Below are 14,075 nucleotides of genomic sequence, written 5' to 3'. Positions count from 1 at the left end.
GCAGAATCTCGCGCTCCTACCAGGGCAGCAGGCTTACGCGATCTAAGATCGAGATACTTCAACCGCAGGAGCGACCCTGCTCGCAACCCCGCCGTCACTGCCAACCCCCTCATCCGCCACCAACCACATATTTACCCGCAACCCCTGCCCGGTATTCTCCGCCCAAAGCCGCCCGCCCTGCCGCTGCACCGCGTTCCTCGCGATGCTCAAACCCAACCCGAAACCGCCATCCCCGGGACGCGAACCATCGAGCCGGATGAACGGTGAGAAGATCCGCTCCAGATCCGCCTCTGCTACCCCGCCGCCCTGATCGTCGAGCCACAGATGCCAGAAATCGCCCTCGCGCCGTCCATCCAGGCGCACGACCCCACCTTCGGGCGAATGACGAATGGCGTTGCGCAGAATGTTTTCCAGCGCCTGCGCCAAGGTGTTGAGATTGCCGCGTACCCAGCAGGAAGCCTGCACGTCGCACTGCAGCTGACGCTCCGGCCAGCAGCTTTCATAGCAGGCGTTGTCGGTGAGCATTTCCCACAGTGCCTGGATCTGGATCGCTTCATCGGGCAGCGGCGCGCGTTCGGTGTCGAGCCAGGCCAGTTGCAAGGTGTCTTCGACCAGACGCTGCATGCCGTCGACCTCACGGCCGATGCGTTCGCGCAGCGGCAGCAGTGATTGTTCGCTTTCACTGGCGACCCGCAACCGGCTCAGCGGTGTGCGCAATTCATGGGACAGGTCGCGCAGCAACTGCTGTTGCAGGGCGACAGTCGATTGCAGGCGCTCGGACATTTGATCGAAAGCGCGAGCCAGTTCGCCGAGTTCGTCCGGGCGTTCGGTGGTGTGGCTCGACAATCGCACATTGAGTTGATCGGCGCGCCAGGCGTTGGCCTGTGCGCGCAGTTGATTCAACGGCACCACCAGCAAACGGTAGAGACCGACGCACAGCAACAAGGTAAACAGACCCGGAATGACGCCGTTGGTGATGACGCGCCAGAACACTCGATAGTGCCCAGGCACGAAGCGCTGCGGCAGTTCGATCACCAGGCTGCCGGCGGACGGATTATGGGGGAAAGGCACGCGCAACCACGGCAGGCCTTTTTTGTGAATGGGCCAGTCGAGCCCGCGCAAGAACGTCAGGCGCTCGATGTCCTTGTCCGTCAGCGGCCGGGCGCTGAGCGATTGCAGATCACCGCCAATGACGCCGACCCAGCCCTTTTCACGCTGGCGCATCGCCTGTAACCAATCGTCGACGCCCTCCCGCTGGCCTTGCTGCCACGCGTGCTCGGCCTCGGCGGCATAGCGCGTGAGGGTTCCGCGCGCCTCGTCCGAGAGAAACTGGTTACGCTCCTCCATGTAGCGTCCCCAGGACCAGCTCAACCAGATCATCAGCAGACAGAACGCCACCAACAGACACGCCAGCTTCCAGAACAGTGAGTGCCTGCCCGGAACGTCAGGCCATTTCATGGTCGGCACTCAATACGTAACCCTTGCCCCACACCGTGCGCACTTCCCGCTCGGTGTAGCCGATGGCTTTGAGTTTGCGGCGGATCTGGCTGATGTGCATGTCGAGGCTGCGGTCATGGGCCGCGTATCCGCGTTGCAGCACGTGCTGATAAAGGAAGGCTTTGCTGAGTACTTCATCGCTGTTGCGGTGCAGAGTTTCCAGCAAACGGTATTCACTGCGGGTCAGCGTCGTGCCGTGTTCGCCGAAAAACACCTCGAAGCGTTCATCGTCGAAACGCAGATTGTCCGCCGCGACCGCAGGCGGCTCAGGCGCTGGCTGGCGATCCAGCGCCACGCGACGCAGGATCGCTTCAATGCGCACGCGCAGCTCGGCCACGCTGAAAGGCTTGGGCAGGTAGTCATCCGCCCCGAGGCTAAATCCGCTGATGCGATCAGCCTCGGCCCCCAGCGCCGACATCAGCACCACCGGCGTGGAATGGCTCTGCCGAAATTGCGTCAAGACCTTCAGCCCGTTGAGGCCGGGAAGCAGAATATCCATCAGCACCACATCGAAAGGCTGCTGGCGCGCCATCGCCAGACCTTCCTGGCCGTCGCGGCACCAGGTTACCTGGAAGCCGCTGCGGCCCAGCTCATCGTGGACATAGGCACCGAGCACCAGATCGTCTTCGATGGACAGGATTCGAGGTGTACCAATAGAGATGGGATTCATGAGTATCTGCAAATAATTCTCAGTTGGCGATTATTGAAGATTGCTTCGCCTTGGGCAACCCAAGGTTTGCTCAATGCGCGAAAGCGTCGGACTGTCCGACGAATGACGACATCAATTTACGAGGATGGCCCGCCGGCAAATCGCTACACTGCGCGAGTGGCGGGTGCCGGATGCACGCGCAGGTTCTTAAATGGCTGGATGCAGGAGAAAGGCGTGCTCAAGAAACTCGGAATCAAAGGCCGCGTGCTGTTGCTGACATTGCTGCCGACGAGCCTGATGGCGTTGGTGCTGGGCGGCTATTTCACCTGGACGCAACTGACGGACCTGCAGACCCAACTCATGCAGCGCGGCGAAATGATCGCCGAACAGCTGGCCCCGCTCGTGGCGCCCGCCATGAGCCACAAAAACATCGAAATGCTCGAACGCATCGCCACCCAGTCGCTGGAAACCCAGGATGTGCGCGCGGTGACGTTGCTGGCCCCCGACCGCACGCCACTGGCTCATGCCGGCCCGACCATGCTCAATCCGGCACCCGCCGGCAATGGCTCGCAATTGCTGCGGCGCAGTGGCAACGATGCGACCCGTTATTTGCTGCCAGTGTTTGGCAAGCACCGCAATCTTGCCGGTGACCTGATCCCCGAAGAAGCCGAACGGCTGTTGGGCTGGGTCGAAATCGAACTCTCGCACAATGGCATGCTGCTGCGCGGTTACCGCAGCCTGTTCGCCAGCCTGCTGTTGATCGGTGCGGGGCTGGCCGGTGCGGCGCTGCTGGCGTTACGTATGGGTCGCACGATCAATCGGCCACTGAGCCAGATCAAACAGGCCGTGGCGCAACTCAAGGACGGCAATCTGGAAACCCGCCTGCCGCCGCTCGGCAGTCATGAACTGGATGAATTGGCGTCGGGCATCAACCGCATGGCCGGCACCCTGCAAAACGCTCAGGAAGAACTGCAGCACAGCATTGACCAGGCCACCGAAGACGTCAGGCAGAACCTGGAAACCATCGAGATTCAGAACATCGAGCTCGACCTCGCGCGCAAGGAAGCGCTGGAAGCGAGCCGGATCAAATCGGAATTCCTGGCCAACATGAGCCACGAAATCCGTACCCCGCTCAACGGCATTCTCGGCTTTACGCATCTGCTGCAAAAAAGCGAGTTGACCCCGCGCCAGCTTGATTACCTGGGCACCATCGAAAAATCTGCCGACAGCCTGCTGGGCATCATCAACGAGATTCTCGACTTCTCGAAAATCGAGGCCGGCAAACTGGTCCTCGACCATATTCCGTTCAACCTGCGCGATTTGCTCCAGGACACTCTGACCATCATGGCACCAGCCGCGCATGCCAAGCAGCTGGAGCTGGTGAGCCTGGTCTACCGCGACACGCCACTGTCGCTGGTGGGCGATCCATTGCGGCTCAAGCAGATTCTGACCAATCTGGTCAGCAACGCGATCAAGTTCACCCGCGAAGGCACCATCGTCGCCCGCGCCATGCTCGAGGAGGAGCACGAGGACAGCGTGCAATTGCGCATCAGCATTCAGGACACCGGCATTGGCCTATCCAGCCAGGACGTGCGCGTGCTGTTTCAAGCGTTCAGCCAGGCCGACAATTCCCTGTCGCGGCAACCCGGCGGCACCGGTCTGGGGCTGGTGATTTCCAAACGCTTGATCGAGCAGATGGGCGGCGAGATTGGCGTGGACAGCACGCCCGGGGAAGGCTCGGAATTCTGGATCAGCCTCAAGCTGCCCAAAGCCCGCGACGATGCCGAAGACCTGCCTGGCCCGCCACTGCTTGGGCGCCGGGTCGCCGTTCTGGAAAATCATGAACTGGCCCGGCAGGCGCTGCAGCATCAACTGGAAGATTGCGGGTTGCTGGTCACGCCTTTCAACACCCTGGAAAATCTCACCAATGGCGTGACCGGCGCGCATCAGACCGATCAGGCCATTGACCTTGCCGTACTCGGCATCACCAGCCAAGACATGCCTCCCGAGCGCCTCAACCAGCACATCTGGGACCTTGAACATCTTGGATGCAAAGTGCTGGTGCTGTGCCCGACCACGGAACAGACGCTGTTTCACTTGTCGGTGCCCAACCCCCACAGCCAGCTTCAGGCGAAACCGGCGTGCACGCGTAAATTGCGCCGGGCCTTGTCGGATCTGGTCAACCCGCGTCAGCAACGCAGCGAACCCGGCGAACCGATTTCCAGCCGCGCGCCGAAAGTGCTGTGCGTCGATGACAATCCGGCCAATCTGTTGCTGGTGCAGACCTTGCTCGAGGACCTCGGTGCCAAGGTGCTTGCGGTGGAAAGTGGCTATGCAGCGGTCAAGGCCGTGCAGAGCGAAACATTCGATCTGATCCTGATGGACGTGCAGATGCCCGGTATGGACGGACGCCAAAGCACCGAAATCATTCGCCAGTGGGAAAGCGAACGGCACAGCACGCCACTGCCGATCGTCGCTCTCACTGCACACGCGATGGCCAACGAGAAGCGCGCGCTGCTGCAAAGCGGCATGGACGATTACCTGACCAAACCGATCAGCGAACGGCAACTGGCGCAGGTGGTGTTGAAGTGGACCGGGCTGGCGCTGCGTGTGCAGGCGCCGGAGCGCATCAGCGACAACTCCGGCAACAACGAATTGCAGGTGCTTGATCCCGAAGAAGGTCTGCGCCTGGCGGCGGGCAAAGCCGATCTGGCGGCAGACATGCTGGCGATGTTGCTTGCCTCGCTGGAGGCCGACCGCGAAGCGATTCGTTTCGCCCGTGACACTAACGACCACAATGCATTGATCGAACGGGTCCATCGTCTGCATGGCGCCACCCGCTATTGTGGCGTGCCGCAACTGCGTGCTGCCTGCCAGCGCAGCGAAACCTTGCTCAAGCAACAGGATCCCCGAGCGTACAGCGCTCTGGAAGAATTGGACCGGGCGATCAATCGTCTGGCGTCCCATGCGCGGATCAATGCCTGACCGGATTAAATGGAGAACGCATGCGCACTATTCTTTTCAGCAGCCAGACCTACGACCGCGACAGCTTTCTCAGTGCCGACCTGCCCGCCGGGATCGAGTTGCACTTCCAGCCAGCGCGCCTCAATCTCGACACCGTAGCGCTGGCCAGCGGTCACGAAGTGGTCTGTGCCTTCATCAACGACGACCTCAGCGCGCCGGTGCTCGAACATTTGGCCGCCGGCGGGACGCGCCTGATCGCGTTGCGTTCGGCCGGTTACAACCATGTTGATCTGGCAACAGCGAAGCGCCTCGGTCTGGGAATCGTCCGGGTTCCGGCCTATTCGCCGCACGCAGTGGCCGAGCACGCGGTGGCGCTGATCCTGGCGTTGAACCGGCGTTTGCATCGCGCCTACAACCGCACCCGCGACGGTGATTTCAGCCTGCATGGGCTGACCGGTTTCGACTTGGTGGGCAAGACGGTCGGCGTGGTCGGCACCGGGCAGATCGGCGCGACATTCGCGAAAATCATGAACGGCTTCGGCTGCACCTTGCTGGCCTATGACCCGTATCCCAACCCCGAAGTCGAAGCGCTCGGTGCGCGTTACCTGAGCTTGCCTCAGTTGTTGGCACAGGCACAGATCATCAGCCTGCACTGCCCGCTCAATGATCAGAGCAAACACTTGATCAACCGTGAGTCGCTGCAGCACATGCAGCCCGGCGCCATGTTGATCAATACCGGACGTGGCGGGCTGGTCGACACGCCGGCGCTGATCGACGCCTTGAAAGACGGGCAGCTGGGCTATCTGGGCCTGGACGTCTACGAGGAGGAAGCGCAGTTGTTCTTCGAGGATCGCTCCGATCTGCCGCTGCAGGACGACGTGCTGGCGCGACTGCTGACCTTCCCGAACGTGATCATTACCGCCCACCAGGCCTTCCTGACCCGCGAAGCGCTCGGCGCGATCGCCAGCATAACATTGCAGAACATTGCAGCCTGGGCGGCCGGCACACCGCAGAATCTGGTCGAGGCTGGCTGAACCGGATCGAAGGTCATTTGCCCGCGCAGTGCTGCCGTGATGTCCGTGCTAGCATGCCGCGCATATTTGGAGGACCCATGGTCGAACACGATTTTCGCTATAGCCTGATGAACCCGCAACACACCCTCACTGAATGCCGCGCCCTGGTGCCGGGGCGTTATCAAGTCACCGGCAACGGCGGCTCGATTCGCAACAATGATGTGCTGGTCGTGACTCTCAAGGGCGCCAGGGACTTGTCCATGCGCCTGACCGTCGAAACGGTGCGCCATCTGATCAACCCGCCCGGTCAATGGGTTGCAGTAGCGAGTGGTCCGATGTTCGGCGAGCTGGCGATCCACACCTGGAAGGTCAATTGCGACAGCTGCGCCAAAGAGCTGAGCTTTGAATTCGCCGTGGACGCCAAGCTGGGCAACAAGGCTGAAAGACCAGCCGCCACCGCGCGAATCGCCGAGTTGGGCTGGAAGACAGTCGGCGACAAGCACCTGTGCCCGAAATGCCAGGAGCCCGCTTGATGAAACGTTTTGTTCTGGCCGCCATGGTCAGCATCGGCCTGTTGGGTTGCGCCGCTGAACCGGTGAAACTGCAGGAAAATCGCAGTTACATTCTGGAGTGGATCGGCGAGCGCCCGTTGATGGATTACAGCCATCTGACCATCACCTTGGGCGAAGACGGTCGTGCTTACGGCAACGGCGGCTGCAACCACTGGTTCGCGCCGTACACCTTGGAAGGCGACAAGCTGAGCTTCGGCAGAATCGGCAGCACCCGCAAGATGTGTGCGCCGGCGTTGATGGAGCAGGAACAGCGCTTCCTGCAGGCACTGGAAAAGGTTCAGCGTTGGGATGTTTCGCCCATCGACCAGATGCGCTTCTGGCCGGCTGAAGGCAAGCCGTTGCGCTGGTGGCTTGAAGAGGGTTGATTACCCTCTAGAACCCGGCATTGTTGATCCTGGCACCTGTTTTTTTGATCTTGGCGCCTTATTGTGGCGAGGGGATTTATCCCCGTTGGATTGCGAAGCGATCCCCAAAAAAGGGACTGCTGCGCAGTCCAACGGGGATAAATCCCCTCGCCACAAGCCCCTCGCCACAACCCCCCTCGCCACATCCTAACCACATGTCATTCCCGTAGAAGCTGTCGAGCATTGGCGAGGCTGCGATCTTTGCCTCTAGTTTTTTGCCTGCAACGCCTTAAGTTTCGCCAACACCCCTGCCGCCGTCTGCTCACCCATCAATTGTTCGCGGACCTTGCCCTTGTCATCGATGATGTAAGTCACCGGCAACGCCTCACTGCGTGGCAACTCGAATAGCTCCGCCGGATCCTGCGCCAGCACGGTAAACCTGATCCCCAGTTTCTCGCTGGCGTCTTTCAGTTCCTGACCTTGCACATTATCGAAATTGACCCCGAACACGCCGATGTCCTTGCTCTTGAGCTGATCGGCCAAAGCGTTCAATTCCGGAATTTCGGTACGGCACGGTCCGCACCATTCGGCCCAGTAGTTGAGCACCAGCCACTGTTTGTCCAGACGCTCGGCCGCGACCTTCTGACCGTTCTGGTCGATGCCATAGTCATTGCCGCAGCCCCCCAGCATCAACGCTCCGATGATCGTCAATACCGCTGCCAGTCGTCTTGTCATGTCGTGATCCCAATGAAAAAAAGGAAACCGCCGCGACCCATTGCCTCCCAAGGTTCTGGATTACGCGTTGCACGGTTAGAATAGCCGCCACCTTACGCAAGATGCGACCCGCACATGACCGATCTGACGCTTTATCACAATCCGCGCTGCTCGAAATCCCGCGGTGCGCTCGAACTGCTGGAAGCCCGAGGCCTGAACCCGACCGTGGTGCGCTACCTGGAAACGCCGCTGCGTGAACAGCAGCTTCAGGCCCTGCTGAAAAAACTCGGCATCAGCGCTCGGCAGTTGCTGCGCACGGGCGAAGACGAATACAAAACCCTTAACCTCGCCGACACCAGCCTGAGCGAAGTGCAGTTGATCGCAGCCATTGCTGCACACCCAAAGCTGATGGAGCGGCCGATTCTCGAAGTGGGCAACAAAGCCGTCATCGGCCGTCCGCCGGAAAACGTGCTGGAGTTGCTGCCGTGACTGCGCCGTACATTCTGGTTCTGTATTACAGCCGCAGCGGCTCGACCAACGAAATGGCCCGGCAAATCGCCCGCGGCGTCGAGCAGGCAGGCCTTGAAGCGCGATTGCGCACCGTCCCGCCGATCTCTGCCGAATGCGAAGCGGTGTCGCCGGACATTCCCGACGAAGGCGCGTTGTATGCCAGCCTCGATGATCTGAAAAACTGCGCCGGCCTGGCCCTTGGCAGCCCGACCCGTTTTGGCAACATGGCAGCGCCACTGAAATACTTCATCGATGGCACCAGCAACCTGTGGCTGACCGGCGCACTCGTCGGCAAACCGGCCGGTGTGTTCACCTCTACCGCGAGTTTGCATGGCGGCCAGGAATCGACGCTGCTGTCGATGATGTTGCCGTTGCTGCACCACGGCATGCTGATCACCGGCCTGCCCTACAGTGAATCTGCGTTGCTGGACACCCGCGGTGGCGGTACGCCGTATGGCGCCAGTCACCACGCTGGCGCTGACGGTAAAAGTGGCCTGGATGAACACGAAATGGCGCTGTGCCGGGCGTTGGGCATGCGGCTGGCGAAGACCGCGCAAAAGCTGGGGAACTGACGTGGCGAAAAAGCCGAAAATTCTGCCTCCCATCGAATGGCTCGAACCGCGGGTGCGGGCCATGCGCGTCATTGCGGTGCTGTGCTTCCTCGGGCTGGTGGGGTTGTTGTGCGTTTATTACTTGCTGATCGCGGACCTGCACGGCGCGCGGCCATGGGTGATTCTGCTGATCGAACTGGTGCCACTGCTGGTGCTGGCGCCGGGCATGCTGGGCGGTAGCGCACGCGGGCACTCGTGGATGTGTTTTGTGGTGAACCTGTATTTCATGAAAGGCGCACTGGCGGCGTTCGATCCGAATCGGCAGCTGTTCGGCCTGCTGGAGATGGGCGCGAGCCTGGCGGTGTTCTGTTCGGCGCTGTTGTATGTGCGCTGGCGGTTTCAGCTCAATCGCAGGCTGGCGGGTGAAGGCGAGCCCTCGGTTGCCTGACAGATTGCAATCGCCAGCAGGCTAGCTCCCACAGGGGAATTGCGTACACCACAGATCCACTGTGGGAGCCAGCCTGCTGGCGATGGGCCTGGGTCGCGCTCGACCAACTCGGTCTTAATGATTGACGGTATACGCCAACATCATCGACAGCTGACTCATCGGCCGCCCGCCACTTTCTTCGTGCCACTGGTTAAACACGCCTTGCACCGTGGCCAGATCGCGCAGACTGGTCGGCACTTTGTCGACGATCTTCTGCGCATTCAACGCCGCGACCACGTCATAGCTGGGCACAAAGGTGTCTTTGCCGACCATGCGCAAAAAACGCGGCGCCGACAATCCGCCCAGTTGATGCCCGCGCTTTTTCAGATACGTCCACAACCCGACAATATCGGTCACTGGCCAGTCGGCGATCAGCGCGCCAAAACTGCCGCGCTCATGTGCCTCGTCCAGCACGAATTGCGCATTGCGCGGCACGCTCTTGAGTTTGCCCAGGTGGCGAATGATCCGCGCGTCCTGCATCAGGCGTTCGAGGTGCTCGGCGCTCATCAGCACGACTTTTTCCGGGTCGAACTTGAAGAATACTTCTTCGAAAGACGGCCACTTGGAATCCACCAGACTGTGCTTGAGGCCGGCGCGAAAGACCCTAAGCGCCATGGTCGAGAGGTAGCGGTCGTCGCTGATCTTGCGCAATTGCGCCGGGGTTTTCGGAACGGGCAGATGGGCTTCCAGTTTAGCCGCCGAACCAAAGCGGTTCAGACAGTATTCGTGTAGCCACTTGTAATCGTGCATGCCCTCTCCTGAGGAATGAAAAATAAAATACGGTGCCTGCAAGCTGTGGTGAGGGGCTTGCCCCCGTGGGCGGCGAAGCGGTCCCGGAAATTGTCGATAAGCAGTGATTGTGTGAGTGCTGCGCACTCAAACGGGGGCAAGCCCCCTCGCCACAGGTCGCGCGCTCAATGGCGTTTACAGATTGACGACATTTACAAAACGCGAAGCCGCAGTTTCGTCGATCTTCAGGCTGGTGAAGTCGAACAGGTTGCGGTCGGCCAGTTGCGACGGAATCACGTTTTGCAGGCTGCGAAAGATACTTTCGGTGCGGCCAGGCGTCTTAAGTTCCCAGTCCAGCAGCATTTCCTTGACCACCTGACGCTGCAGGTTTTCCTGAGAGCCGCAAAGGTTGCACGGGATGATCGGGAATTGCTTGATGTCCGAGTAGGCCTGGATGTCTTTCTCGTTGCAGTAGGCCAGCGGACGAATCACCACATTGCGCCCATCGTCGGCGCGCAACTTCGGCGGCATGGCCTTGAGCGAGCCATTGAAAAACATATTGAGGAAGAACGTTTCGACGATGTCGTCGCGGTGATGACCGAGAGCCATTTTGGTCGCGCCGATCTTGTCGGCGAAGGTGTAAAGCGTACCGCGACGCAGGCGCGAACACAGCGAACAAGTGGTCTTGCCTTCCGGGATAAGCTCCTTGACCAACGAGTAAGTGTCTTTCTCGACGATGTGGTATTCAACGCCAAGTGCTTGCAGATAAGCCGGCAGCACGTGTTCGGGAAAACCGGGCTGCTTCTGGTCCATATTCACGGCCACGATCCCGAACTTGATCGGAGCGACTTTCTGCAAATGCAGCAGCACGTCGAGCAGGGTGTAACTGTCCTTGCCACCGGACAGGCAAACCATGACCTTGTCACCGTCTTCAATCATGTTGAAATCGGCAACGGCCTCACCGGCCTGACGGCGCAGGCGCTTTTGCAGCTTGTTCTGGTTGACCGTAAGAGTGCCCATGACGCGAAATCCGTGAGATGTGACGAAAGGCCGGCATTTTACGCAAAAACCTTGCACGTGTGGCGAGTGGGCTTGCCCACGTTGGGCTACGAAGTAGACCCCTACAGTTATCTATTCCTTAAAGATATCAAAGCGCACGGGTGAGGCGACTGCTACGCAGTCGAACGGGGGCAAGCCCCCTCGCCACAAAACCATGTTCACACAGACGCAGCGGCGATTAGCCAGGGTTTTTACAGCGCAATTTGCTCTAAGCCCCTCGCACATACGCCAACAACTCCTTTCTATACTGCGACATAAGGTCGCACAGATCTGATCCTTACCGGCCACTTTGGCCCGTAGGCGCTCCACTGGGGGGCGACGTAACGACAAGAGGAGTGACTGGCATGATCCATCACGTTGTGGGGCTCTTCACCCACCCTGACCAAGAATGGAAAGAAATCCGTGGCGATCAAGAGGAAAGCATCAGCCACATGTACCTGACTCACACGTTGATTCTGGCGGCGATCCCAGCGGTATCGGCCTTTATCGGCACCACGCAGGTCGGCTGGGTTATCGGCAACAGACCGCCGGTGATGCTGACCATGGAAAGTGCGCTGTGGATGACGATCATGTCGTACCTGGCAATGCTGGGTGGCGTCGCTGTGATGGGGGCTTTTGTGCACTGGATGGCTCGCACCTACGACGCCAATCCGAGCCTGGCGCGGTGCGTTGCGTTCGCCACCTACACCGCGACACCGCTGTTTGTCGGCGGTCTGGCGGCGCTGTATCCACATATGTGGCTAGGGATGATCGTCGGGACGGCGGCGATCTGCTACACGGTCTACCTGTTGTACGTCGGTTTGCCGACTTTCATGAACATTCCATCTGACGAGGGTTTTCTGTTTTCGAGTTCGGTGCTGGCCGTAGGTTTGGTGGTGCTGGTGGCCATCATGGCGTTCACCGTGATTGTCTGGGGACTGGGCGTGGGGCCCGTCTATACCAATTAGCGCTTTCCAGAAATCAAGATCTGCCAATACAGGCCGCCATCGGGCGGCCTTCTCATTCGCGGCATAACCATTCGGCGCCTCGGCGATTCGCAAGCACCTGAGGTTGCGGCATACTCGTCACCTCTGGAGACCCATCAAGCATGCCCGAGCAACTCAATACCCGCGTCGAAGAGTGTTACCTGCAAGCCGAATCCTTTTTTAAACGAACCTTCAAACGCCCCGTGGTGAGCCTCAAGCTGCGCGGGCAGAAAGCCGGCGTCGCGCATTTGCACGAGAACCTGCTGCGCTTCAACCCGCAGCTGTACCGGGACAACAGCGAAGATTTCCTCAAGCAAACGGTTGCGCACGAAGTCGCCCACCTGATCGCGCACCAGTTGTTCGGTGACCGCATTCAACCGCACGGTGAAGAGTGGCAATTGATTATGCGCGGCGTGTACGAACTGCCGCCCAATCGCTGCCACACCTACGACGTCAAACGCCGCAGCGTGACCCGTTACATTTATAAATGCCCGTGCGTGGACAGTGACTTCCCGTTCTCGGCCCAGCGCCATGGGTTGGTGCGGCAAGGCCGGCGTTATCTGTGCCGACGGTGTCGCAGTACGTTGGTGTTTAGCGGTGAGATGCGCGTTGAGTAAGCTGGATTTTCGGAGTCTATGCCGGCCTCTTCGCGAGCAAGCCCGCTCCCACACTGGCTCCATGTCATGCGCAGATCCCTTGGTGGAACCAGCTTGCTCCCACACTGGATGCGTGCCTACGCAGATCCCTTGTGGGAGCGGGCTTGCTCGCGAAGAGGCCGGTAAAAGCGCTAAAAAATGACCTTGGCACCCCGCAACTCGGCAATCCGCTCCTCACTGAATCCCAACTCCCCCAACACTTGATCGGTATGCTCACCTAACGCCGCGCCGACATGCCGGGGCACTGGCAGGCCCTCGGAAAACTTCAGCGGGCAAGCCATCTGCGCTTGCGTTGACCCGTCGCCACGCGGCACGTCAGTCACCAGCGCTCGCGCCTTGAAATGCGGATGGCGCACCGCCTCGCCCATCGTCAAAACCGGTTCGACACAAGCATCCAGCTCGGCAAACAGCGCAGACAATTCATCAAAGTCGTGTTTCTCGAATTCGACCCTCAACGCTTCCTTGAGCTTTTTCTGTTGCTCCGGTTGCGGTGACAGGCCCAACGCAGCCAGTTCTTCCAGGCCCAACGCCGTGCACAGTTGCTTCATGAACGGCGGCTCCAGACTGCCGACCGACAACCAGCGACCGTCCCGGGAACGGTAATAATCATAGAAGCTGCCGCCATTGAGCATTTGCGTTTCACGGCCCGGTTCCTCGGCACAGGCCAGGTAACCGGCGGCGGCCATGGCGTTCAGGCTAAACGCGCAATCGGTCATGCTCACATCCAGATGCTGACCCTGCCCCGTTTGCTGCCGGGCAATAACCGCCGCCAGCAAACCGATCACCCCGTGCAGCGAGCCGCCCGCAACGTCCGCCACCTGCATGCCCAACGGCAGCGGGCCACTGTCCGCGCGGCCGGTGTAACTGGCGAGGCCTGCCAGCGCCAGATAGTTGATGTCATGCCCGGCGCGATCCTTGTAAGGGCCGGTCTGGCCGTAACCGGTGATCGACACATAGATCAGCTTGGGGTTGAGCGCTTTCAAGGCTTCGTAGCCCAGGCCCAGGCGTTCCATCACACCAGGGCGAAACTGCTCCAGAACGATGTCGTAATCCTGCACCAGCTGCTTGATCACCTCGAGCGCCTCCGGTTGCTTGAGGTCCAGCGCCAGGCTGCGCTTGTTACGGTTTAGGTAGGCGTGACTGGCAGAGACGCCTTGATCGTGCGGCGGCAGCACGCGCAGCAGGTCGATGCGGGTCGGCGATTCGATGCGCAACACCTCGGCGCCCATGTCCGCCAGCAACAAAGAGGCAAATGGCCCCGGCAACAAAGTAGAGAAATCCAGAATCTTGAGTGAGGCCAGTGGACCAAGCATAAATTTCCTCCCGTGCGATCCCCCAAGACTAGGCAGCCATTGGCATTGCGGC

15 protein-coding genes are annotated in these 14,075 nt (G+C 60.1%); 9 read left to right on the top strand and 6 right to left on the bottom strand.

Going from position 1 to position 14,075, the window contains the following annotated elements; genetic code table 11:
* Positions 1-42 precede the first annotated feature (42 nt).
* Together ACYZTS_RS14125 and ACYZTS_RS14120 are read right to left on the bottom strand one after the other, a co-directional pair.
* Positions 43-1,458: a histidine kinase sensor domain-containing protein gene (locus tag ACYZTS_RS14125; protein ID WP_461989939.1), complete on the bottom strand. Its 1,416-nt coding sequence runs from the start codon at positions 1,456-1,458 to the stop codon at positions 43-45.
* Positions 1,445-2,167, bottom strand: coding sequence for a response regulator transcription factor (locus ACYZTS_RS14120; protein WP_461989937.1), 723 nt, complete (start codon positions 2,165-2,167; stop codon positions 1,445-1,447). Before ACYZTS_RS14120 ends, ACYZTS_RS14125 begins: the two co-directional genes overlap by 14 nt.
* A 213-nt stretch (positions 2,168-2,380) precedes the next feature.
* On the opposite strand from ACYZTS_RS14120, the gene ACYZTS_RS14115 reads away from it, so the two are divergent.
* The 4 genes from ACYZTS_RS14115 to ACYZTS_RS14100 all read left to right on the top strand — a co-directional run bounded on the left by ACYZTS_RS14115 (position 2,381) and on the right by ACYZTS_RS14100 (position 7,060).
* Entirely contained in the window at positions 2,381-5,131 is a 2,751-nt protein-coding gene (locus ACYZTS_RS14115; protein ID WP_461989936.1) for a response regulator, read from the top strand.
* 20 nt (positions 5,132-5,151) lie between these two features.
* Positions 5,152-6,144 carry a 2-hydroxyacid dehydrogenase gene (locus tag ACYZTS_RS14110; RefSeq protein WP_461989934.1) on the top strand — a complete coding sequence of 331 codons (993 nt, stop codon included), beginning with the start codon at positions 5,152-5,154 and terminating at the stop codon, positions 6,142-6,144.
* Between the two features lie 77 nt (positions 6,145-6,221).
* On the top strand, positions 6,222-6,656 hold the full coding sequence (locus ACYZTS_RS14105) for a hypothetical protein (RefSeq protein ID WP_028622811.1): 435 nt from the start codon (positions 6,222-6,224) through the stop codon (positions 6,654-6,656).
* Complete coding sequence (locus tag ACYZTS_RS14100) at positions 6,656-7,060, top strand: META domain-containing protein (RefSeq protein WP_461989932.1); 405 nt, start codon at positions 6,656-6,658, stop codon at positions 7,058-7,060. The genes ACYZTS_RS14105 and ACYZTS_RS14100 overlap by 1 nt, the downstream gene beginning before the upstream one ends.
* A gap of 246 nt (positions 7,061-7,306) precedes the next feature.
* Here ACYZTS_RS14100 and ACYZTS_RS14095 read toward each other — a convergent pair whose 3' ends face one another.
* Positions 7,307-7,774: a TlpA disulfide reductase family protein gene (locus ACYZTS_RS14095; RefSeq protein ID WP_028624818.1), complete on the bottom strand. Its 468-nt coding sequence runs from the start codon at positions 7,772-7,774 to the stop codon at positions 7,307-7,309.
* Positions 7,775-7,888: 114 nt separating this feature from the next.
* On the opposite strand from ACYZTS_RS14095, the gene arsC reads away from it, so the two are divergent.
* From arsC to ACYZTS_RS14080, 3 genes are read left to right on the top strand one after another with little or no spacing between them, the layout of a single operon-like run.
* On the top strand, positions 7,889-8,242 hold the full coding sequence (gene arsC, locus ACYZTS_RS14090; protein ID WP_028624817.1) for an arsenate reductase (glutaredoxin): 354 nt from the start codon (positions 7,889-7,891) through the stop codon (positions 8,240-8,242).
* Positions 8,239-8,835 carry an NAD(P)H:quinone oxidoreductase gene (wrbA, locus tag ACYZTS_RS14085; protein ID WP_028624816.1) on the top strand — a complete coding sequence of 199 codons (597 nt, stop codon included), beginning with the start codon at positions 8,239-8,241 and terminating at the stop codon, positions 8,833-8,835. Before arsC ends, wrbA begins: the two co-directional genes overlap by 4 nt.
* 1 nt (position 8,836) lies before the next feature.
* Positions 8,837-9,262 carry a DUF2069 domain-containing protein gene (locus tag ACYZTS_RS14080; protein WP_461989929.1) on the top strand — a complete coding sequence of 142 codons (426 nt, stop codon included), beginning with the start codon at positions 8,837-8,839 and terminating at the stop codon, positions 9,260-9,262.
* A 114-nt stretch (positions 9,263-9,376) separates the two neighbouring features.
* Here the strand turns inward: ACYZTS_RS14080 and ACYZTS_RS14075 are convergent, their stop codons facing one another.
* Entirely contained in the window at positions 9,377-10,051 is a 675-nt protein-coding gene (locus ACYZTS_RS14075) for a DNA-3-methyladenine glycosylase I (protein WP_028624464.1), read from the bottom strand.
* Between the two features lie 174 nt (positions 10,052-10,225).
* Positions 10,226-11,050 (bottom strand): tRNA 2-thiocytidine(32) synthetase TtcA, encoded by an 825-nt coding sequence (gene ttcA, locus ACYZTS_RS14070; RefSeq protein ID WP_461989927.1) that lies wholly within the window; start codon positions 11,048-11,050, stop codon positions 10,226-10,228.
* 383 nt (positions 11,051-11,433) lie between these two features.
* Between ttcA and ACYZTS_RS14065 the strand changes: the two genes are divergently transcribed.
* Both ACYZTS_RS14065 and ACYZTS_RS14060 read left to right on the top strand, forming a co-directional pair.
* Positions 11,434-12,036, top strand: a complete 603-nt coding sequence (locus tag ACYZTS_RS14065; RefSeq protein WP_028624466.1) for a Yip1 family protein — start codon at positions 11,434-11,436, stop codon at positions 12,034-12,036.
* Between the two features lie 140 nt (positions 12,037-12,176).
* A complete protein-coding gene (locus tag ACYZTS_RS14060) occupies positions 12,177-12,671 on the top strand; it encodes a SprT family zinc-dependent metalloprotease (RefSeq protein ID WP_028624467.1) in 495 nt (164 codons plus the stop codon).
* A gap of 170 nt (positions 12,672-12,841) precedes the next feature.
* Here the strand turns inward: ACYZTS_RS14060 and ACYZTS_RS14055 are convergent, their stop codons facing one another.
* A complete protein-coding gene (locus ACYZTS_RS14055; protein ID WP_461989924.1) occupies positions 12,842-14,023 on the bottom strand; it encodes a CaiB/BaiF CoA transferase family protein in 1,182 nt (393 codons plus the stop codon).
* Between the last annotated feature and the right edge of the window lie 52 nt (positions 14,024-14,075).

It is taken from the genome of Pseudomonas sp. TMB3-21, from assembly GCF_054898145.1.
This window is presented reverse-complemented; position numbering and strand designations above follow the sequence as displayed.